At 56.1% G+C, this 20,461-nt stretch carries 21 protein-coding genes; 7 read left to right on the forward strand and 14 right to left on the reverse strand.

Annotated elements, in window-relative coordinates; all coding sequences use genetic code 11:
- Nucleotides 1-210: 210 nt before the first annotated feature.
- A complete protein-coding gene (locus ACW4YW_RS10955) occupies nt 211-1,332 on the forward strand; it encodes a tetratricopeptide repeat protein (protein ID WP_457137572.1) in 1,122 nt (373 codons plus the stop codon).
- 431 nt (nt 1,333-1,763) lie between these two features.
- Here ACW4YW_RS10955 and ACW4YW_RS10960 read toward each other — a convergent pair whose 3' ends face one another.
- Entirely contained in the window at nt 1,764-1,991 is a 228-nt protein-coding gene (locus ACW4YW_RS10960) for a hypothetical protein (protein ID WP_457137573.1), read from the reverse strand.
- A gap of 348 nt (nt 1,992-2,339) precedes the next feature.
- On the opposite strand from ACW4YW_RS10960, the gene ACW4YW_RS10965 reads away from it, so the two are divergent.
- The 6 genes from ACW4YW_RS10965 to sugE all read left to right on the forward strand — a co-directional run bounded on the left by ACW4YW_RS10965 (nt 2,340) and on the right by sugE (nt 9,198).
- On the forward strand, nt 2,340-2,588 hold the full coding sequence (locus tag ACW4YW_RS10965) for a hypothetical protein (RefSeq protein ID WP_309565449.1): 249 nt from the start codon (nt 2,340-2,342) through the stop codon (nt 2,586-2,588).
- Between the two features lie 285 nt (nt 2,589-2,873).
- Entirely contained in the window at nt 2,874-4,322 is a 1,449-nt protein-coding gene (locus ACW4YW_RS10970) for a TolC family protein (RefSeq protein WP_457137574.1), read from the forward strand.
- Nucleotides 4,319-5,371: an efflux RND transporter periplasmic adaptor subunit gene (locus tag ACW4YW_RS10975; RefSeq protein WP_457137575.1), complete on the forward strand. Its 1,053-nt coding sequence runs from the start codon at nt 4,319-4,321 to the stop codon at nt 5,369-5,371. Before ACW4YW_RS10970 ends, ACW4YW_RS10975 begins: the two co-directional genes overlap by 4 nt.
- 14 nt (nt 5,372-5,385) lie before the next feature.
- Nucleotides 5,386-8,526 (forward strand): efflux RND transporter permease subunit, encoded by a 3,141-nt coding sequence (locus ACW4YW_RS10980; protein ID WP_457137576.1) that lies wholly within the window; start codon nt 5,386-5,388, stop codon nt 8,524-8,526.
- A gap of 28 nt (nt 8,527-8,554) precedes the next feature.
- Nucleotides 8,555-8,737 carry a hypothetical protein gene (locus tag ACW4YW_RS10985; RefSeq protein ID WP_457137577.1) on the forward strand — a complete coding sequence of 61 codons (183 nt, stop codon included), beginning with the start codon at nt 8,555-8,557 and terminating at the stop codon, nt 8,735-8,737.
- Between the two features lie 143 nt (nt 8,738-8,880).
- The gene (gene sugE, locus ACW4YW_RS10990) at nt 8,881-9,198 is read left to right on the forward strand and encodes a quaternary ammonium compound efflux SMR transporter SugE (RefSeq protein WP_457137578.1); all 318 of its coding nucleotides are present in this window, start codon (nt 8,881-8,883) and stop codon (nt 9,196-9,198) included.
- 11 nt (nt 9,199-9,209) lie between these two features.
- On the opposite strand, the gene ACW4YW_RS10995 is transcribed toward sugE, so the two are convergent.
- The 13 genes from ACW4YW_RS10995 to ACW4YW_RS11055 form a co-directional block, all read right to left on the reverse strand.
- Entirely contained in the window at nt 9,210-11,000 is a 1,791-nt protein-coding gene (locus ACW4YW_RS10995) for a TadG family pilus assembly protein (RefSeq protein ID WP_457137579.1), read from the reverse strand.
- Nucleotides 11,001-11,008: 8 nt separating this feature from the next.
- A complete protein-coding gene (locus ACW4YW_RS11000) occupies nt 11,009-11,287 on the reverse strand; it encodes a DUF3613 domain-containing protein (RefSeq protein WP_457137580.1) in 279 nt (92 codons plus the stop codon).
- On the reverse strand, nt 11,284-12,042 hold the full coding sequence (locus ACW4YW_RS11005) for a hypothetical protein (protein WP_457137581.1): 759 nt from the start codon (nt 12,040-12,042) through the stop codon (nt 11,284-11,286). The genes ACW4YW_RS11000 and ACW4YW_RS11005 overlap by 4 nt, the downstream gene beginning before the upstream one ends.
- Before the next feature lie 3 nt (nt 12,043-12,045).
- Nucleotides 12,046-12,948: a type II secretion system F family protein gene (locus ACW4YW_RS11010; RefSeq protein WP_457137582.1), complete on the reverse strand. Its 903-nt coding sequence runs from the start codon at nt 12,946-12,948 to the stop codon at nt 12,046-12,048.
- An 8-nt stretch (nt 12,949-12,956) separates the two neighbouring features.
- The gene (locus ACW4YW_RS11015) at nt 12,957-13,868 is read right to left on the reverse strand and encodes a type II secretion system F family protein (RefSeq protein WP_457137583.1); all 912 of its coding nucleotides are present in this window, start codon (nt 13,866-13,868) and stop codon (nt 12,957-12,959) included.
- An 8-nt stretch (nt 13,869-13,876) separates the two neighbouring features.
- Nucleotides 13,877-15,130, reverse strand: coding sequence for a CpaF family protein (locus tag ACW4YW_RS11020; RefSeq protein WP_457137584.1), 1,254 nt, complete (start codon nt 15,128-15,130; stop codon nt 13,877-13,879).
- Entirely contained in the window at nt 15,127-16,383 is a 1,257-nt protein-coding gene (locus tag ACW4YW_RS11025; protein WP_457137585.1) for an AAA family ATPase, read from the reverse strand. Before ACW4YW_RS11025 ends, ACW4YW_RS11020 begins: the two co-directional genes overlap by 4 nt.
- Nucleotides 16,383-17,744 (reverse strand): type II and III secretion system protein family protein, encoded by a 1,362-nt coding sequence (locus tag ACW4YW_RS11030; protein WP_457137586.1) that lies wholly within the window; start codon nt 17,742-17,744, stop codon nt 16,383-16,385. Before ACW4YW_RS11030 ends, ACW4YW_RS11025 begins: the two co-directional genes overlap by 1 nt.
- Nucleotides 17,745-18,644 (reverse strand): Flp pilus assembly protein CpaB, encoded by a 900-nt coding sequence (gene cpaB, locus ACW4YW_RS11035; protein WP_457137587.1) that lies wholly within the window; start codon nt 18,642-18,644, stop codon nt 17,745-17,747.
- Nucleotides 18,645-18,685: 41 nt separating this feature from the next.
- On the reverse strand, nt 18,686-19,171 hold the full coding sequence (locus ACW4YW_RS11040) for a TadE/TadG family type IV pilus assembly protein (RefSeq protein ID WP_457137588.1): 486 nt from the start codon (nt 19,169-19,171) through the stop codon (nt 18,686-18,688).
- A complete protein-coding gene (locus tag ACW4YW_RS11045) occupies nt 19,168-19,665 on the reverse strand; it encodes a prepilin peptidase (protein ID WP_457137589.1) in 498 nt (165 codons plus the stop codon). Before ACW4YW_RS11045 ends, ACW4YW_RS11040 begins: the two co-directional genes overlap by 4 nt.
- Before the next feature lie 31 nt (nt 19,666-19,696).
- Nucleotides 19,697-19,870 carry a Flp family type IVb pilin gene (locus ACW4YW_RS11050; protein ID WP_457137590.1) on the reverse strand — a complete coding sequence of 58 codons (174 nt, stop codon included), beginning with the start codon at nt 19,868-19,870 and terminating at the stop codon, nt 19,697-19,699.
- Nucleotides 19,871-20,086: 216 nt separating this feature from the next.
- The gene (locus tag ACW4YW_RS11055; protein ID WP_457137591.1) at nt 20,087-20,461 is read right to left on the reverse strand and encodes a 4a-hydroxytetrahydrobiopterin dehydratase; all 375 of its coding nucleotides are present in this window, start codon (nt 20,459-20,461) and stop codon (nt 20,087-20,089) included.

The raw sequence follows: 20,461 nt of genomic DNA on the forward strand, positions 1-20,461 counted from the left end.
CCCCAGGCCATTCCCCGTGACAATCGATACCATCCCTGCTCTCCATCCTTGTGAGTCAGGGCAAGACGGCCTTGCCCCTTATACACAAGAGGTCCTCAAGCATTCGTTTCAGTTTAGGGGAAAGAGGAAAAATATTTAAAAATACACATAAATCTAAGTTTGTCAGGTAATTTATGCTAATTTCGTGTGCTCTATCGATCGAGAATCAATATGTCCACTACTCAGCTTGAACGCTACTTAGGCTATCTAAAAACTGACCCGCATAATATTCAACTCCTCAATACCGCAGCAGATATTGCTTATCAGGAAAATGATTTGGGTCAAGCCAAGGCTCTGGCTGAACAAGCCATCGTCCTAGATGGAAGTAATGCTCAGGCGCGCTCCATACTGGCTCTTTCTTTGATGGCACAAGGAGAGGTTGCTCAAGCGAGGGAGATGCTCGACGAACTAATCAGCTCGGGACACGACTCCCCTTCCCTGCGTTATAACCTTGCCTATTGTCTCGCGCTTGAGAAGGATTTTGAAAGTTCGATTGAATTGTTGACCGATGCGGAAGAGCAGTATGCTAATTTACCTCAAATGGTACATTTGAAAGTTCAGGTTTTACATCACCTAGCAGAACTGGAAAGTGCAATTGATCTCGCCAAGCGCGTGAGTGATCAACATGACGACGATAAAATTCTGTACGGATTATTATCCAGTCTGTACATCGACGACATGGCATTCGACTTGGCCAAACACCACGCCGAGAAAGTATTGGCTGGAGGACCAGGCAACCCAGATGCTTACACCAGTTTGGGGACCCTTGCACTGAGCGAGCAGGATAGCAGTAAGGCCATGGATTATTTTGCCCAGGCCATTCAATTGAAATCCAATAATGGCCGCGCCTGGCTGGGCAAGGCCATGAGCCAGATGTTGCAAAACCAGCACCATGACGCCCTGCTTAGCTTTGACGAGGCATTGAAGTATATGCCAAACCATTTAGGTACATGGCAGGCAATGGTATGGTGCCAGTTGGCACAAAAAGACTTGGAGGGCGCCGAACGGTCTATTCAACAAGCATTGCAGATCGACCCCAATTTCTCGGAGAACCATGGCACTTTGGCCATTATTCAATTGGCCCGTGGCAACTTAGACCATGCCCAGGCCTCTATCCGCCGTACTCTCGGCCTGGATCGAGAATCTTTTTCTGGACTATATGCACAAGCGTTGCTTTTACAAGCACAAGGCAACCCAGAGGATGCCGAAAGAATCCTGGCAGGTATTCTCGATACTCAGGTGCTACCAGGCCAGGATTCATTGAGAACTCTATTGGCTCAATATCTTAAGTAATCTTCGAACCTGGTTGTGAAGCTTGCCACAGCTTATTTATATACAACCCAAATATGGATAGATACAACTTGCTTTCCTGCAATTGCCTAGAAATGCACCTATTTTTCCAAGCCTACTTTGCTAACAATGAAAATCAGGTTTTAGGAAGATCAATCAAGCTGCGCTCATTGTATGGCTGATGCATTTCAATCGTTTCGCACCCTTCAGGTAGCAGTCTAACCACCAAGGGCTCGCCAATCAGTAACAGGCCATTGATTTCGAACAATGGCGAACAACTTGACCGCCCTTAATGGCATTCACCACTTCGATGATTTCTGCTATTTGAGGCGGTTCAACCCACTCACGCAGATCATGCCCATCAATCACGCCTCACTCCATATGAGTGACGTCTTGGCCGCCATTTCCGAACCTAACAGCTTTCACGATGGACATCATATCTGCCCCTTTGGCTCATCCGCCTTTTCAAGATCGTTGATATGCGCAGCTGCATATTGCCAGCCTGCATCTTTTGCTTCTTCCGGCGTCTCGTAAATAAACTTTTGTTGATCTGGAGGACCAACAAACCTGCCATCAACCAAGGCCAGCCATATGAATCCAATATCATCCGCCGCTTTAAAGACTACTTGCACGCTGTGGTCTTTGTAATATTGAGTATCCATTTCGTCCTTCTTCAGGATTTACTGTTGAGACGAAGAATGTGCCCACATTAACTAGCAGTTTCAATACATTAGAGCTTATTTGGATGTAAGAATGACTTAACGTTAATAGCTTATCAATCAGCTACTCCTCACAAAATGTAGGGCCAATGTTCTTCGATACTCGGAAGGGCAGCTCTGAAAAGTGGTAAGATGCTTGTCGGCTTAGAAGCCTATGTACGCCGAAGCTGACATGGAAGGCCAAAGCCAGCCGTACAAAAAAGGCAGGTATAAATTAAACCGGCCCGTCTATTTGACACATGATTCAAACCTAGCCAATATCGACACGTTCACGCACCAAGAAAGTCAATTATGCAAAGCACTATCAATCAAGATGAAATCAATATGTTACGTGCCGAGCTCGAAATCCTCATGCGGGAGCGCCAAGCATTGTTGAAAGTTGCCGGTGCAGCGGCAGGCTTGATTGCCGAATTGGACAGCCATGACCTACCATCAGGTACTGAAGAGGCTGCCGAGCTACTGGCGAGCAGCATCAACACCCTCTCCGAAGAAACACTGCAGGATGCCTTGAACTCAGTCCAGGCCATTATTGCAGGCTAGCACCACTACTCCTTGAGAGATTCGTAGCCCCGCCCTTTGCCAGCGCTGTTCCTTGTTGCACCTCGACAAACTATTCTCTCAATATCCGACCTATCATTATCAAGTTGAATTACGACAAACATTGATAATTCATCCCTAACAATTACAACGGCAGCAACACGTTCCTGAAGCGTTTCCGACAGCTGTATTTTTATCACCATCAATGGTTACGCTTTGCATTTGATGGCATTGCCGCCAACCACTCCAGGTTGTACCATCGCAAGTAGAGTGAACATTGGCGGCGCGATGAAAACAATAAAACGACCGCCCGGACTATGGACTACGATGACCCTGTGCAGCTTGCTGGCGACGGGATGCGGCTATCAGCAATACCAAGCGCATCCGCTTGCGGCAGCCCACGGCCATGTCTCGTTACGGGCGCACGATACGGGAGATAGCGGCTTTCTGGCCTATTTGCAGGAAGAAGGCCATGGCAGCCGGCCTGAGCAATGGGGGTGGCAGGAGCTGATGCTCTGTACGCTGTATTTCCACCCCGACCTCGATGTTGCCCGCGCCCAGCTGAGCCGCGCCATGGCTGCCATCACCACTGCGGCGCAACGTCCCAACCCCAGCGTTTCAATCGATGCGGGCCGCCGCAACGAGCCCGAGGTTCCCGAGGTTTACAGCCTGAGCTTCAGCATCCCGGTGGAAACGGCGGGCAAGCGCCAAGCCAGGATCGACATGGCGTCCAACCTTTCCGAAAGCACGCGCCTCAATATCGCCCAAACCACCTGGAACCTGCGCTATCGGCTGCTTTCAAGCTGGATAGAGTTCAATGCCGCGCAGCAGAACCTATCCATGCTCAAGCAGGAGGCGCAGCTGCGCGACGAGATCGTTTCCATGCTCACGCTGCGCTTGCAGGCAGGCATGATTTCAAGCGTGGAGCTGAGCAACGCCAAACTGCAATGGCAGAAAGCGCAGCAAACCCTGGTTGAAGAGCAAGGCCGCATCGATGAGCTCAAGACCCAGCTTGCCAGCAATGCCGGCCTGCCGCTGGATAAGTTCGATCAATTGCAGTTGAGGCTGCATGCCACCGACCAATCGCTTGGGATGCAGCGAGATATCGACATTACCAACGCCCTCAACCCGGCTGCGCAAGACGCCGCCCTGCTCAACCGGGTCGATATCCGGGCAGGCCTGGCAAGCTATGCGGCGAGCGAGGCTCGCCTGCGCCTGGAAATCGCCCGGCAATATCCTGATATCAGCCTAGCACCCGCTTATAATTATGAAGAGGGGTTCCACATCTGGTCGCTGGGCATCAGCAGCCTCCTGAATGTGCTGCACCGCAATCAGGGGCAAATTGCCGAAGCCAAGGCGCTGCGGGAAACAGAAGCAGCACAGTTCGAGGCATTGCAGGCCCGCGTCATCGCCTCGATGGACAGCGCCAGGAGCCGGTACCGTGCCGCACTGCTGGCGCTTGAGCAAGCACGAAGCCTATACCAGGCGCAGCAAACCCAGGCCCAACAGGCCAACCTGCGTTTCGAGCACGGCTTTGCCGACCGCCTCGAGCTGTTCACTTACCGGCTGGAGAATGTATTGGCCAAGCAACGCTTCCTTGCCGCCGAATACCAGGTACAACGTGCAGCGGCAGCACTTGAAGACAGTATGCAGCTACCCTTGGAAAACCTTGATCCTGTTACCACATCCTCCCACTCTCCCATCCCGCACCCGCCCTCTCAGGAAACCACGTCATGAGCAAAAAAGCCGTTGCCGTCATCATCATCCAGGCTTGTGTGATTGTGGTGCTGCTCTGGTTGCTGGTGCTGTTCAGCAAGGACGAGTTCGAGGCGTTCAATGAAGAGGAAGAGATTGAAAGCCCGCAACGCGTACAGACCGAGGCAGGCATCAGCACTATCGTATTGAGCGCGGAAACCCAGCAGCAAAGCGACATCCGCACCGAAAGCCTCGACATGACCAAGCACCATCCCGTGCTGGAAGGCCTGGGCAGCGTGCTCAGCCTGGACGGGCTGTTGAGCCTGCGCAGCCAATACATGAGTGCATTGGGCGACCTGGCTGTCGCACAAGCATCATTGAGCAACAGCAAGAACGACTTTGAGCGCCTGTCGCTGCTCAATCAGCATGACCGCAACATTTCCGACCGGATGCTGGTGGCGGCGGAAGCGCTTTACAAAAGCGATCTTGCCAAGCTGCAGGCGCATGAGGCGGCGCTGGACAACCTGCGCTATACGGCGCGCCAACAATGGGGCGAGCGTTTGGGTCTGGGCATGCTGGAACCCAAGCCCAGCGCCGAAATCAATGCCTTGCTCGAATACAGGCAGGTGTTGCTGCGCATTGTCCTGCCACCGCAGCAGGCCGAGCCCACCCAGACGTTGCGCGTGACACCGGTCGGCAGCGGCATTTCGCCGGTCACGGCGCATTTGCTTGCCCTATCGCCGCAAGCCGACCCGGTCCTGCAAGGCAAAACCTATTTCTACATCGCACCTGCCGCCAGCCTGCGTGCGGGCATGCGCCTCAGCTCGCAAGAACTTGATACCGCCAACATGATGAGCGGCGTGGTGGTGCCGCAACAGGCGGTGGTCTGGTATGGAGGCAAGGCGTGGGTGTACCGCAAGCAGGATGGCGACAAATTCGTACGCGAACCCGTCAACACGGATATTGAAAGCGGCAACGGCTGGTTCAACCGGGACAAGTTCAAGCCCGGCGATACCATCGTCACCAACGGCGCGCAGCTGCTGCTCTCGGAAGAGCTCAAGTACCAGATCACCAACGAGAATGACGATTAGGAGCTGATGCAACCATGATGTCGGCCCTGATCCGCTTTTCCATCCGCCATAGCGGCGTGATGATGGCGCTGGCGCTCATGCTGGTGGTATACGGCATCTACAAGACAGCGCACAGCCACCTCGATGTTTTCCCCGAGTTCGCTCCCACTCAGTTGATCATCCAGACCGAGTCTCCCGGCCTGTCGGCCGAGCTGGTCGAATCGCTGGTGACGCAGCCTCTGGAAAACGGCATTGCCGGCACGGTCGGCATCACCAGCATACGTTCTCAGTCGATTCCCGGGCTGTCCGTCATCACGGTGATCTTTGACGAATCCACCGATATTTACCGCAACCGCCAGGTGGTGGCCGAGCGGCTTGCCACGCTCAACAGCACCTTGCCCGCAGGAATCGTCCCCAATATCACGCCGTTGACCTCTTCCGCCAGCACGGTGCTGGGCATCGGCCTGACGTCGGATATCAGGACGCTCAGCGAGTTGCGCACATTGGTGGATTGGACGGTCAAACCGCACCTGATGGCCGTGCAGGGCGTTGCGGATGTCAATGTGTTCGGCGGCGAAGTCCGGCAATTCCAGGTCCAGGTCGATCCTGCCAAGCTGGTACGCTACAACGTGTCGCTGCAGCAAGTCGTGGATGCGGTCAGCCGCAGCACGGCCATCCGCGGCGCAGGTTTCATCGAAAACAACAACCAGCGCATCATCATCAACACCGAAGGCCAAGCCCTGAACCCGCAGCAATTGGCGCGTACCTCCCTGCTGCATGTGGCAGGCCAGACACTGCGCATCGCCGATATCGGCCAGGTCGTCGAGGGAGCCGTGCCGTCCATCAGCGCGGCCGCCATCAACGGCAAGACCGGGATATACCTGTCGATACAATCCCAGTTGGGCGCCAATACCAAAGGGGTCACTCAGGCAGTCGAAGCCGCCCTCGCCGAACTCGCTCCCGTGCTGGATGCCCGCGAAGTCACGCTTCATCCTGAATTGTTCCGCCCGGCCAACTTCATCGAAACCGCCATCGATAGCGTGCAAACCGATATCCTGATCGGCTCCGCACTCGTCATCGGCATCCTGTTCCTGTTCCTCTTCAATGTGCGGGCCGCGTTTATTTCCGCCACCGCCATCCCCCTCTCGCTGCTTGCCGCCATCTTGGTATTGCAGCAATTTGGCATCGGCCTCAACATCATGGTGCTCGGCGGCCTGGCGATTGCGCTCGGCGAAGTGGTCGACGACGCCATCATCGACTCGGAAAACATCTTCCGCCGCATCCGTGAAAACCGTTTGCTACCTGCGCCTGCGCCGTTGCATCAAGTCGTATTCCAGGCATCCATGGAAGTACGCAGCTCGGTGGTCTATGCCACGTTCATCGTGGCGCTGGTATTCCTGCCCTTGCTCACCATCGGCGGGGTGGCTGGCAAGCTGTTTGCGCCGCTCGGGCTGGCCTATATCGTGGCCATCATGGCGTCGCTGGTCATCGCGCTGACCGTAACGCCCGCGTTGTGCTACCTGCTGCTCGGCAAGTCTGCCAGCCTGAAAACGGAAGACTCCCCCATCATCCGCTTGATCAAGCGCTACTATGTGCGCTGCCTGCGCAATATCGAGCAGCATTACAAAATCCTAATCGGGATTACCTTGATGCTGATTGCCCTGGGCCTCACCACATTGCCGCTGTTCAAGACCCAGTTCATCCCCAGCCTGCATGAAGGCCACTACATCATGCACATGACAGCCGTGCCCGGCACGTCTGAGCAAGAATCCCTGCGCATCGGCAAGAAGGTGACCGAAGTGCTGCAGAGCATCGAGGGAGTGCGTTCGGTAGCCCAGTGGGTAGGCCGCGCGCCGAACGCCGCGGATACTTTCGGCACCCATTACAGCGAGTTCGAGATCGAGATAGGCGCGCTATCCGGGGCGGAGCAAAGCCGCATCCTCGAAGACATCCGTGAAAAACTGTCTGGCATGGATGACGACGGACCGGGCTACCCAGGGTTCGTCGGGGTCAATTTCGCCATCAATACCTTCCTCACCGAGCGCATAGAAGAAACCATCTCTGGCTATGCTGCCGCCTTGGTGGTCAACATTTACGGCCGCGACCTTGACGGCCTCAACCGCGATGCCGCGGCAATCGCGGCGGCATTGGCCGATACACCCGGGGCAACCGACGTGATGATCCAGTCTCCCCCAGGGACGCCCCAACTGGTGATCAGGCTGTTGCCGGATAAACTGCTGCAATTCGGCCTGCACCCCAGCGATGTGCTCGACACCATCCGCATCGCCTACGAAAGCATGCCGGTGAACCAGGTCTACCACGGCAACCGCGTCATCGGCGTAGCCGTGGTGCTTGCGCCCGAAGCCCGGCAAAATATCCAGCAAGTAGGCAAGCTGCCATTGCGCAACATCGAAGGCCGCATGCTCCAACTCAAGGATGTGGCGGATATCCGCCAGGAAAACGGCCAGTCCAAGATATTGCACCAAGGAGCAAAACGCATTCAGACCGTCACTGCCAATGTCAAGGAAGGCGACATCCACGCTTTTTACGAACGCGCGCGGCACAAGATCAATGCCGTGGTGACCCTTTCGCCCGGCAATTATCTCGCGTTCAGCGGCGAAGCCCAGGCAGGCAACCTGGCAACCCGGGAGCTCGTCGTGCACTCCTTATTGGCGTTCGGCGGGATATTCCTGCTGCTCTACATTGCGCTCGGCAACCTGCGCAACCTGATGCTGACATTCTTCAACTTGCCGTTTGCATTGATCGGCGGCATCTTTGCCGTCGTCATGGCGGGAGGCTGGATATCGATAGGCTCCATGGTCGGTTTCGTGACCCTGTTTGGCATCACGTTACGCAACTCCATCATGCTGATCTCGCACTACCAGCACCTGATCGACCATGAAGGACTGGAATGGAACCTGGAGACCGCCATCCGCGGCGCCTCGGAGCGGCTGCCCTCCATCCTGATGACGGCCCTCGTCACGGGACTGGGATTGTTACCGCTGGCCATCGGCAGTGGCGAACCCGGCCGCGAGATCGAAGGCCCCATGGCCACCATCATCGTCGGCGGCCTAGTGACCTCCACCTTGCTCAACCTGCTGATCATGCCGGCCATCATGCTGCACCTGGGACGCTTCGAAAAACAGCCATCCCGGATGCAAGAGCCAGTGGCCTAACTGCCAGGATTCTCTGTAGAATAGCCGCATGAAATCGGCGAAACAATGGGTGTTACTGGCTTTGCTGTGGTCGGCCCCGCTGGCCGCGGCCCCTGCCCCTTGGTACCTCTGGCAGAGCAAGCTGGATGGCAAGCTGGTATGCCTGCAAACATCGCCCGGGCAAGGCTGGACGCAGGTCAAGGGCCCGTTCAAGGACAACAACTGCCGTTAATCAAGAACAGATAAGAAAGCTCATTAAAGCGATTCTGGCCAGGCATTGCCGCAGGCTGTACAAGCAGTTCAAGGCAATGCAACCATGCCGGGAAAGTGTTGCAACCGCTTCAAGACATCACAATCAAAGAATCAGGATTTTTCATGGATTGGTTTACCCTCGCCATTGCAGGCTTGCTGGAAGTCGTCTGGGCAGTAGGCCTCAAATACAGTTACGGCTTTACGCGCTTCTGGCCCAGCGTCGGCACCGTCATCGCCATGGTGCTCAGCGTGGTGCTGTTAAGCCTGGCGATGCGCTCATTGCCTATGGGAACCGCCTATGCCGTCTGGGTGGGAATTGGGGCCGTGGGTACCGTGATCATGGGGATTTTCCTGTTCAACGAACCCACTAGCGCAATTCGCCTAGCGAGCGTCACCCTGATTATCATCGGCATTATCGGCCTCAAGCTTGCAACGCCGTGAAGCAGGCATTGTCAGCGCAATAGCGGCTGTACATTGCCTAGATTCACATCATCGAGTATTACCGTAGCACCCGCGATATTGATCCCAAGCAATCTCAATAGTGGGTCAACCACCATAGTGCTCACATTTGCCAACAAAGGCACAACCAGGCCAGTCACGACATCCTTGAGCACATTATTGGCCAGGTCCCCGATCAATTTATCCGTACACACCTCGAGTAAAGGTATTCCCAGCACACTGATCCCGGCTGAACATACGTTCAGCTTCAATGCCGTACTGCTCGATGTCAAGCCATTCAGGCTTTGACCCAAGCCAGCATAAGTCGTCCGGCATTGCGATAGGAACTGGCTGGCAGCGCATTGCTCGACCCGCGTCACCGGGTGCGTCACATCAAATATCAAACTAGTAGGCGCCGGTTGCGTTAAAGGCACATTCAATCCCACATCGGCCTTCAGCAAGGACAATCCCAACAAACCAAGCGCATTGACCCCCACATTGATCTTTGCCGGGGCATTGCCCGCATTGTTGGTCAGCGCTACGCTTGCCAAGCCTGGATATGTATCGATAGTGACATCTGTCCTCGAGCCGCGTGAAACGATGCTCCGCAACTCTGCGCGGCCAGAAGCAACCTGCACGCTCAATTTCAGGTCAACCGAGGTTCCCAGCAAATTTGCCGTGCTGATTGAGGTATCTACTTTTATCTGCGCTGTCCTGGCAATCGTACATGCAGTACCGCCTGCGACTGCAGGCGCACCGATCGCCAACTGCGGAGGCTCTATCACCTGAATCTGCGTATTGATATTTGCCAATCCCAGCAGGTTTACTCCAAGCGGTAGGCTAATGAAGTTATTGCGATTGGCGACAAAAGCCGCAGTCTGGATAAGCGAAAGCAGATTCACTCCAGTAGCTGCGACTGCGCTGGAATCAGGATTACTTACCTGCAACACGTTTCCCAGCTTGATTTGCGTATTGTTCACCGTGCCTAGCAGCTGGGTCAACGCATTTTGCACAAGCCCTCTATCCGCGCCCCCAAGCAAGGAAGCCTGACTCCCCTCCTGATTCACGGCAACATTCAATAGCTGCATGAAATTATTAAGCCCTATAGGAGCATTTAACAGCTCAGAGACGGATCCAACGGTCAATCCATTGGCAGAGCCGGCCCTGACCAAATCCAGCAATGTGATATTGGTATTGGCCAGCCCTCTATATGACAGGACATCCAAGGCAATGTTGGTCTGCAAAACCCTACCCAATAGGCTATTCAGCAAAGCCGACTCAGCCGTATTGATGGCTGCGGCCGTCGACCCGACGCGGAAGGTGGCAAACGGCGTGCGAATCGCGGCAACGGCTTCTGCCCGCAGCAGTATCCTCTGGTTGAATATCCCGCCTGCAAACAAGCTGGAAGGAACCTCGCGAGTCGCCAATACCCGGACAGCGCGGTGTTCGTTGTTGTTCGCCTGGAATATGCGCACGCCATCGTTGTTGGTCGTATAGGTTCCCAATTGCACGGTATTGGGAGCTGACGACAAATCCCCCTGGTAGCCGTTGGCCATGGCGGCGCTTTGCGCCGCAGCCACAATCAATTGTTGCTGGACATTATTGTTACCGCCCTGGCCGCATCCGCCGGCCTGCCCGCCTGCGGCGATCGCCGCCATATCGGCCACATTCTGCAGCTGCCGCTTGACCATCCACATGCGCCCACTATCCACTGCCACCGCCACGAACAACACGGCCATCATCAGCGTCAGGACGCCAAACAGGCCGATCGCGCCTTGCTGGTTCTCTTTACTTGTTTTGCGCATGGCCCGCATCATTGACGATTGATCTGCCCTGGATCGAACCGCTCCGGAATCGGGCGCGTGAAGCTTTCGAGATAACGCTTGTGGATGTTTTCCATGGCCGGGCCGGAAAGATATTGCTTGTTCAACGATGCCTGGCTGCCTTCCCGCTGCAGCTCCAGCCATTTTTCGGCCTGGGAAGAGGCGTTGACTTGTTGTTCTTGCCCCTCGTTGCCGCCAACCTCTGCGAAGGCGCTCGCAGAGAACACGCTTGCGGTCAGCAAGGCTATCATTTGCCGTTTCATCATCATTGCACTGCCTCCAGTTGCGGACTCAATATGCCGGTGCAAAGCTGGGTGTTGCCGTAGCAGCTGCCCGACGAGAATTGCTGACGCTGATTGACCTGGAATGCAGGCAGGCCGCTGGCTTGGCGGATTCCCTTCAGGTGCTGCTCGCTAATATTGAAGTCGCGCGCAAGCTGGGTGGCGCGTTCATCCTGCCCTGTCTTGTACATCAGCATAATGAGGTTATGGATGGCCAGCTGGTTATTGCCATCGAGCTCGATCGCAGTGAGCAACTCGCTCAGGGCTGACTTGTGATCGCCATACATCATCAAGGCATAGCCATAGTCGCCCCTGACCTTGCTGTCTACCGGCAGTATTCTGCTAGCGGACTTGAGAAAACCGATCGCCGTCTCATGCTGTTCCTGCATTTCCGCCAGCAAGCCCAGTCCCTGGTACGCCAAGCCGCCAACGCAACTGTCAAGCAGCTGTTGGTACAATTCGCCCGCCTGTTCGAACTGCGCCGTCTGGCGCAAGGCGTGGGCGCGGTACAAGCGGGCAGCGGGCGAATCAAGCTTTGACGCATCGAGAAACGCGAGTGCGGCATAGGCCTTGCCTTCGCCAAGCACCTTGGCAATCATTTCCAGTTGCGTCCTGTCTTCCTGGGTAATTTCCGCGCAGCCTTGCTTGCCGTTCTTCTGCTCCTTGCCGTCGGCCAAGACAGGCGATGCCATCAAGGAGAAGGCGATTGCATATAACACACTGATCCATCGAGATTGACTCATTTCCTACCCCTGTCCGCTCAACGCCTTGCCCAGGCCGATGAAGCCAGGACCGGCAATAAATATCATCAATGCCGGGAACATGAAGATCATCATCACGATCGTCATCTTGGCCGACAGCTTGCTGACACGCTCACGCAGCCGTGAAAACTGCCGCTCCTCGATCAGCGCGGCATAGCGCATGATGGAATCGCGCACGTTCCCCCCCTGCTGGGCTACTTGCTTCAACATGGCCACCGCTTCGCTCAGTTCGGGTATATCCAGCATCTGGCTCATGCTCATCAATGCCTCGCCCTGGTCCTGCCCGGCCCTGATCCGAGCCAGCACACGCTCGAGCTCCTGGGCCAAGTGAGGCATGATGTCGCTTGCTTGCTCCACCATGATGCGCAGCGAATGTTCGAGAGAAAGGCCTGAATCGAACAGCATGACCAGCATATGCAGGAAAGTGGTGATTTCCTTGCTGATCAGCTTGCGCCGGCGTGCAGCCAACCAACGCAGCAGATAGCGGATAGCAACGTAGAAAAAGGCAAACCCGAACAAGGCGAATGCCAGGCAGCGAAACAGGTCTTGCCCCTGCACTAGGTTGATCAACAGGATGAGGACCGCCGTCAGGACAGGCCCAAGGCGGATGGTGGCATTGAACACGATACGCGCCCTGCCCCTGTACCCGGCCTGCACCAAGAGCTTGAGGATTTCCCGGTCCTTGCTTGAGGGCAGGATGGAAAGTCGCTCGATAAAACGCTCGATGCCCCGCTTGGGCGACGGCAGGTATATCCCGCGCTTGCGGCCAAATACCTCGTCGAAACGGGCATGGGCGTCATGGCGGGCCCGCTTGGAGAACTCCGCGATCAGCAGCAGCACACTGCCCGCGAACAAGCCCAACACACTGATCATCACCCAGGCATTCATGATCGTCCCTAGATACTCTTCATCATGCGCCAGAAAATCAGGATGCCCACCGCCTGCATGATCAGAGCGGCCTTGAAGATCATTGCGCCGGACGCGTCGTTCAGCATCATGTCGATATAGCCGGGATTGGCTGCAAACATATACGCCACGATCAGCAAGGGAGTCAGCGACAGCACCCAGGCGGTAATCTTGGTTTCCCCGGTCATCGCCGCCAACTCGCGCTGCGCCTGCTCATGCTGGCGTATCATTTGCACGATGCTCTTCAGCAGCTCCTGCGGCGAGCTCCCGTAATTGCTGCTGATGCGGATGGCCAAGGCGATGAGGCCGAGTTCCTTGACCTGGTGAAGTTCCGCAGCCTTTTGCATGGCATCGGCGAAACTGGCGCCCAGGTCGGTTGCGCGCACCACCCGGTCCAGCACCGCGCGCAATGGCATCTGCATATCCTCCGTCACGCCGCGCACGGCGCCTTCCACGCTCTTGCCTGTGGAGAGAGCGCGTGAAACCTGGTCAATGAACAGCGGAATTTGCGCCACGATCGCGCGCTGGCGCCGCCGTAACAGCATATAGGGAATCACCACCAGTAAGACGACGGCCAATACCAGGATACATAACATGGCTTGCCACATCTGCATGTAGGCGTTGGCCAGTGTCAGCAGGAGTAATAACGCGGTCCCGACTGCCGCGATATGCCACGAAGCCAGCTCAAAGCCGTAGACGACGGAAAAGCGAAGTTTGGCGCGCGATATCCAGCTTTCATCGCGCCCGGGCAGCAGGCTTTCTATCTTGCCGAAATAGGGCAACGCCTGCTCGAAATTGATGCGCGCCTTCGCCTGGACCTGCTTCTGCTTGCTTGCAGACCATAACAACAGGCCCAGTACCAGCAACATGATGCAAAACGACAGCAATATCCATCTATTCATGACTCCTCCTAACTGAAGGCAAGCGCACCGCGGAGCTTGGGGTTGCTGGGAGTGACCGGCAGGCTGGAAAACTGCTCCAGTTCCAGGTTGTAGCTGAACAGTTCGTTGGTGACGAAACGCTCGTCCCGGATTCCCACCACTTCGACAATCGAGGTAATACGACGCCTGCCGTCCGGCATGCGGGTGACCTGTACGATCAGCTCGATCGCTGCTGCAATCATCTTGCGCAAGGTGGCCTCGGCCCCCTGGAATCCAGCCAGCCCCGCCAACGTCTCCAGGCGCAGCAGGGCATCCGTTGGATTATTGGCGTGGACGGTGCTCATGCAGCCCTCGTGGCCAGTGTTCATGGCCTGCAACATATCCATCACCTCCCTGCTGCGCACCTCGCCCAGGATGATGCGGTCCGGTCGCATGCGCAGGGCGTTGCGCACCAGGTCGTGCGCAGAGACCTCCCCCACACCGTCAAGGTTGTGCGGGCGGGTTTCCAGGCGCACCACATGGTCATGCTCCAGCCTCAGCTCGGCCGCATCCTCGATGGTGACAATGCGCTCGCCGGTAGGAATGGAGCGGCTCATGAAGTTGAGCATGGTGGTCTTGCCGGCCCCCGTGCCGCCACTGATGACGGTATTGACGCGGCGCTGGGCGGCATTGGTGAGGAAACTCAGCATTTGCGAGTTGAGGGTGCCATAGGCCAGGAGGTCGTTGCCGAGAATAGGCGTCTTGCGGAACTTGCGGATGGACATGCAAGGCCCGTTCAAGGCCAATGGCGGGATAATGACGTTCAATCGGCTGCCGTCCGGCAGGCGCGCATCCACGGTGGGGCTGGCCTCATCCACCCGGCGGCCCAATGGCGACAGGATGCGGCGTATCACGCGCAGCACGTGCTCGTCATCGATGAAGCGCAACTGGCTTTTCTCGAGCTTGCCCTTGCGCTCGACGAAGATATTCCTGGCGCCGTTGACGAGGATGTCGTTGATGCTGTCGTCCTTGATCAGCGTTTCCAGCGGGCCGAATCCCGCCAGCTCATCCACCATTTCCTCGGTGAGCTTTTCCAGGTCATAGGCGCTCACCACCAGCTGCTTCTCGGCCACATAGCGGTAGACCTTGCTATTGACGTAGGTGAACATCTGCTGGCGCGACATATTGGCCAAATCGGCCCGGTCCTGCTCGATCTCCGCGATCAGGTAGCTGTGCAGCAAGAGTTTGGTGTCTTGCGACTGCTCCGCCGCCTTGAGGTCGAACCTGTATTCCGAGAGCCTCATGACAGCAGCTTGGATCTGGAGAAATGCCACTCGCCGAACAGGCGCTGCAGGTTAGCCACCAGGCCCTGCTTATGGGAGGGATTTTCCCTGCTCTCCTGCAATGTCTGCGCAATCTCGCGGATCTTCACGGCATACAGGCTTTTCGGGCTCAACTCCAGAATGCTGTCGCCGGTATTGACCGAGGAGAGGCGGATCATGCCTGCCGGAGGCAGCATGCCCAGCAGCGGCAGATCGAATGAACTGGCGATGTTGTCGGCATCCGGCAGCAGGCGCGGGAGATAATGGTCCAACACCAGGCCGGTGTTCTGCAACTCCATGTTCTGCGCACGCAAGGCGCGCAACAACTCGTAATTGCGCTTGCAGCTCGGCACGCTCTGCTCCGCCACGAGAATGGTGCGGTCCACCGCAGACAGCAGCAACTGCAGGAAATCCACGCGCGTCACGCCGCCGAGGTTGATCACCACCTGCGAAAAATGTTTCCTCAATGTGCGCAATACCGTGTAGATGTCCGCAGGGGAAATCTGGAAATCGTCTTCCGCTTCGTCGGGCATGGACAGCACGGTCAATCCGGACCGGTGCCGGGCGAAGCCAGTATCGATCAGGGTCGCATCCACGCGTGCCAGATTGCGCATCACGTCGACAAAACTGTATTTACCCTGCACGCCCATGAACAACAGGCTGTCCGCATGCGGGATGCCCAAGTCGACCAGGAGCGTCGATTCCGTTTCCTGCATCGCCTGGGCCAGATGGATCGCCAGCATGGCCGAGTCGGGGCTGGGACGAGCATTGATGATGGCGGTAATCCGTCCTGATGCCTGCTGCGGTGCCGATTGCTCGCGCCTGATGGCGTTGCGTAAGCTATACCGCCCCAGGATGGCAAGCAGTTCGTTTTCCTTGCTGCCGATGCGGATGAAATCCCTGGCACCGGCGCGCATGATCGTCAACAGCAACTGCTCATCCGTCGTGTCCGCCAAGGCAAGCACCGGCAGGTCGGGCCGGGTGGAGCTGATCTCTTCGATGAAGGCGACCTCCTGCAGGAACATCGGCGATAACGCCACGTCCTGGCGGAAATCCTGCGAGCGCATATGCAGCAGCACTGCGTTGATATCGACCGCGTCGACCAATTGCATGACCTTGCGGATATCCTGCTCCTCCACGAAGATGAACTTGCTGGAATGGTCGGAAATATTCCTGAGCCAGCGTATGCATTCGTCACCATTGCTGACCACGATGTAGTTTCGGCTATCTTGCATTAGCGTGACATCCCTGTTGAGCTTGGTTTCGGATAGGCATCGCGCGAGAGGAAAAACTCGCTGAATGACGGCTTGTAGTGCTTGAGCTCGTCCCCGGGCAGGGCCGGCAATGCGGCATTGCGCGCAATCGGGCGTACCAGGCGGGGCGTGACGACCATCAGCAACTCCTTATCCTCGCGGTCGAAACGCTTGGAACTGAAAAAGGCCCCGATAATCGGGATATTGCCCAACCAGGGCATCTTGTCTATGTTGTTGACGGTATTGCGGCTCACCATGCCGCTGATCACGAAGCTCTCGCCATTGCCGAGCGAGACGCTGGTTTCCGTACGCCGTACCTTGAGGCCGGGCACCGCCACGCCGCCGGTCTGGACCGCGTTGGCGAAATCCAGCTCGCTGACTTCCGGCGCCACCTTGAGGAAAATCCGCTCGCCGCTGAGGATGGTGGGCGTCAGCATCAGCCTGACGCCGTACTCCTTGTAACGGATCGTGATGGCGCTATCAGACCCGCCGCCTGTGCGGATCGGCACCGGGAACTCGCCACCGGCAAGGAAGGTGGCAGTCTGCCCCGAGATGGCAGACAGCGACGGCTCGGCAAGCGTATAAGCAAAGCCGTTGGTTTCAAGTATGCTCAGGCTACCAAGCAAACCGGAGCCGTGATTGCCGAATACCACATTGAATGCATTCAGGATGGGCAGGAACCCAGAACCGCTGGTAAAGTTGAAGCCGTCTCCGCTATTCTCTACCCCGGAAAAGCTGCTGGGAGGCGCCACAACACCAAAATCTTCATGACTGCGGCTGTTGTTCCGCCCGAGAAGGAAGCCAAAGCGCATTGCATTCTGCCTGCTGACCTCCACTACCTTGATGTCGATCTGCACATGGCTCTCGAATTCGCTGCTTGCCACGTCCAAGGCTCCCTTGCGGTCTTTCTGCAAGGATTCCAGCGCCCTGGCATGCTCCTCAAGCGACCGCGCTTCCCCGGTCAGGGCGACGCCGTTTCCCGCAGCTTCGATATGCAGATCGTCCACATCAGCCGCCTTCAAGCCCTGGCTCTCAAGCGCCAGCGAAGGCAACACGCTGACTTGCAACACCCGGCTGGGCTGGGCCGCCTGGCCGTCCCACAAGCTGATTTCAGTGGCGCCCACCGCCTTGGGCACGATCATCATCGTCTTGGGGCTGGTCAGCGTAACTGCCAGCACTTCCGGGTTGGCCACGGCGACACGCTGCAACGCAACCGTGTGCTCGTACAGCTTTTGCTGCCCCATGCTGACCAGAACCTCCTCGGCCCAAGCCCACTGCCCGAGCAACAGCAAGCCAGCCCCCGCCATGCAGGCCCATTTTCCCCGTGAATTGAATGCAGCCATTTACCGTCCTTTGAAACTTATCGTTTCCGTCTTATCACCGGAGTGGACAATAACGTTGACCACCTCGGCGTGTTTCTTTGCAGGCAATGCTTTTACAGGCTTAGGCACGGCAGCAACCCTAGTTTGTTGCTGTATAGCTGTAATGTCCGACAAGCGCACCAAATCGCTGGATTTGCTTGTTGAGTCCGCGCTGGCGCCACGCAAGGACAGGCGCAAGGTACCGCCGCTGGCGGCCAGCATCAGGCGGGAGACATCTTCCTCCTTGACGGCGATGACAGCAGAATGTCCGCTCAACGCTTGCTGCTTGCCGGTACCGCTATTGTCGGCAAATAGCGAAGCAGGCCCGGGGGGGACACTTGAGGAGGAGACATTCTGCTGCAGAGCTTCACCGTAACTGATCACGCGCACATCCTTGATGATCGACTGCGCGGAGCTATCCGTGGTCATGCCGTTGCTGCTATTGATATACACCAGCACATCGACATGGTCGCCCGGCTGTATAAACCCGCCGACGCCAACGACTTCGTCGACCTTGATGGCAACGCCGCGCTCGCCATGCTTGAGCAATTGTGCTGCGGGGCCACGCTGCGCGAAGTGTGAGGCCAGGATAGGCGCATCCTGCTCCACGCCGCTTTCCACCATGCGCCCGACCAAGTCTGCAGTGGAGGCGTAAGCCAACGGATTCTGGCTTTCACTTTCCTTCAACGCCAGGTGCTCCGGAAGCAATACGTGCCCGGCAGGGATATCCTGGCGTGCCACCACTTGCGGGTAACGCATGACAGGCGCAGGGGCTGGTTCGTGGACTTCAGGCTGATGACCCGCCCTGATGCCATACCAGCCTATCAATACCGCCCCGATAAATAGCAGGATTGCTGTAATCCTTAATGCATTTCCGCTCATTATTATGATGGTCCGCTGTTGTAATCAGCAGCAATGCCAGTTCAAACGAGATTTATGCTGGCATTGCCTTGCAAATCCAGTGGCATGGGCAACATGGGCCCATAGCCGGGAATAGTCAGGATGGGGATGACCGGGTTGTCGTTATAGTTGGAATACACTACCCGCACGGTCAAGCTGCCGCCGGCCACATCCACCACCACCTTGCTGTTGCCAGCCCCCAGCACATGCTCCCGCACGCCCTGCGGCAGCCACGTCAACGCGTTGCCTACCGTGTGCCTGACCCGTGCGGCAACGCCGTCATTGGCATACTGGGCGCTGCTGCTATAAGCCATCGGGTCCACGGCAATAGCCGCCCTCGCGCCTTCCGATGCTGCAAAGACAAACGACGACTGCAACAGGAACAGGATGGCGTAAGTCACCAATGCATAGAACAAGGTAAAAAACAGCATGAACAACATGGCAAACTCGATCGCCGCAGCGCCAGATTGCCTACGCCTCGATATGCCTTTATTTGATATGCATTTCATAGATGCCATGATTCCATCCCCCATATCTCCGGAAACAGGATGACAACGGCCATCGCCAATGCCAGCGCCGCACCGAACGGAATATAACGTCGCTTGTTGCTTTCCCTGCTTACCGATATCCAGCCTGAAGTACTCAATTGCGGGCTCAACTGCCACCAGATCACCAATGCCGCCAATACGCCCAGCGATGCCAGCACAAAACTCGCCACCACCACCTTCACGCCGCACAGCACGCCAATCGCCGCCAGCAACTTCACATCCCCGCCGCCCAATGTTTTAGTGGCATATCCGGGAATCGTCAGAAGAAAAGAAACGGCCAAGCCCCAAAAGGCAGAGGATATGGGCTGGCCGTGGTAGAAAACTTGCCCTGCTACCAATATGTAAATCAAGCCAAGAGCTAATGCCCCTAAACTTAGAAAATTCGGGATTCTCCTATGGGCCAGATCAAAAAGAGCAATTAATAAAGCCCATGTCATTAATAAGAGAGCATCCATTTAATTACTTAATCAATATCTTCAATATTGATTAAAGAGCTGCACTAATACTTGTAAAGATAGTTCTTATTTTTCCTGAGATATCAGTAGTAAATGAAGCAAGAACAACAGCTACCATAGCTGCAATCAAGGCATACTCAATACCACTTGCCCCTTCTTCATCCAAATAAAGATTGATTAGCAACTGCTTGATTGTTGAAAACATGTCCGTCTCCTTCTTAGCCCTTATCAGGTTGTCCCAGGCAATTTTCAATGCCGTTGAAACACAGCATACACATTTTGATAAATACAGTAAATATGAAAAATATGATAATTACAAACTATCTATCGACAGCCTTGCCAATTTCTTTAGCGTTAAGCAAAAAAAACGGCCAGGATATTTATCCTGGCCGTTCTGAATAAGCGGGAACTGAATTAAGGGTCAGTCGTATTTGATATATTTAAACCGGGCATCGTCATTGGGAGTGCCTTCCAGCGCGCCCTGCTCCTTGGCTGGCTGCCACTGGATCACGGATTCTATCTTATGCGCCAGCTCCCAGTCCTTGTCGGTAATGCCCTTGGCGCTATGGGTGCATAGCTTGACGATGACAAACGCATAAGACACCGTCAAGTCGGGATGATGCCAGGCCGCTTCGGCAAGGTGCCCGACGGTATTGACCACCATCAGAGTAGCCTTCCAGCCGCTGGTCTTGTATTTGCGGCGTATCCAGCCATCCTCGTAATACCAGTGCGGCAACTCCGCCTCAATCCTGGCCTGGATTTCTGCTTCGCTGTAAGTACGTTCTGTTTCGCTCAT

The sequence above is a fragment of the Methylobacillus pratensis genome, from assembly GCF_054072455.1.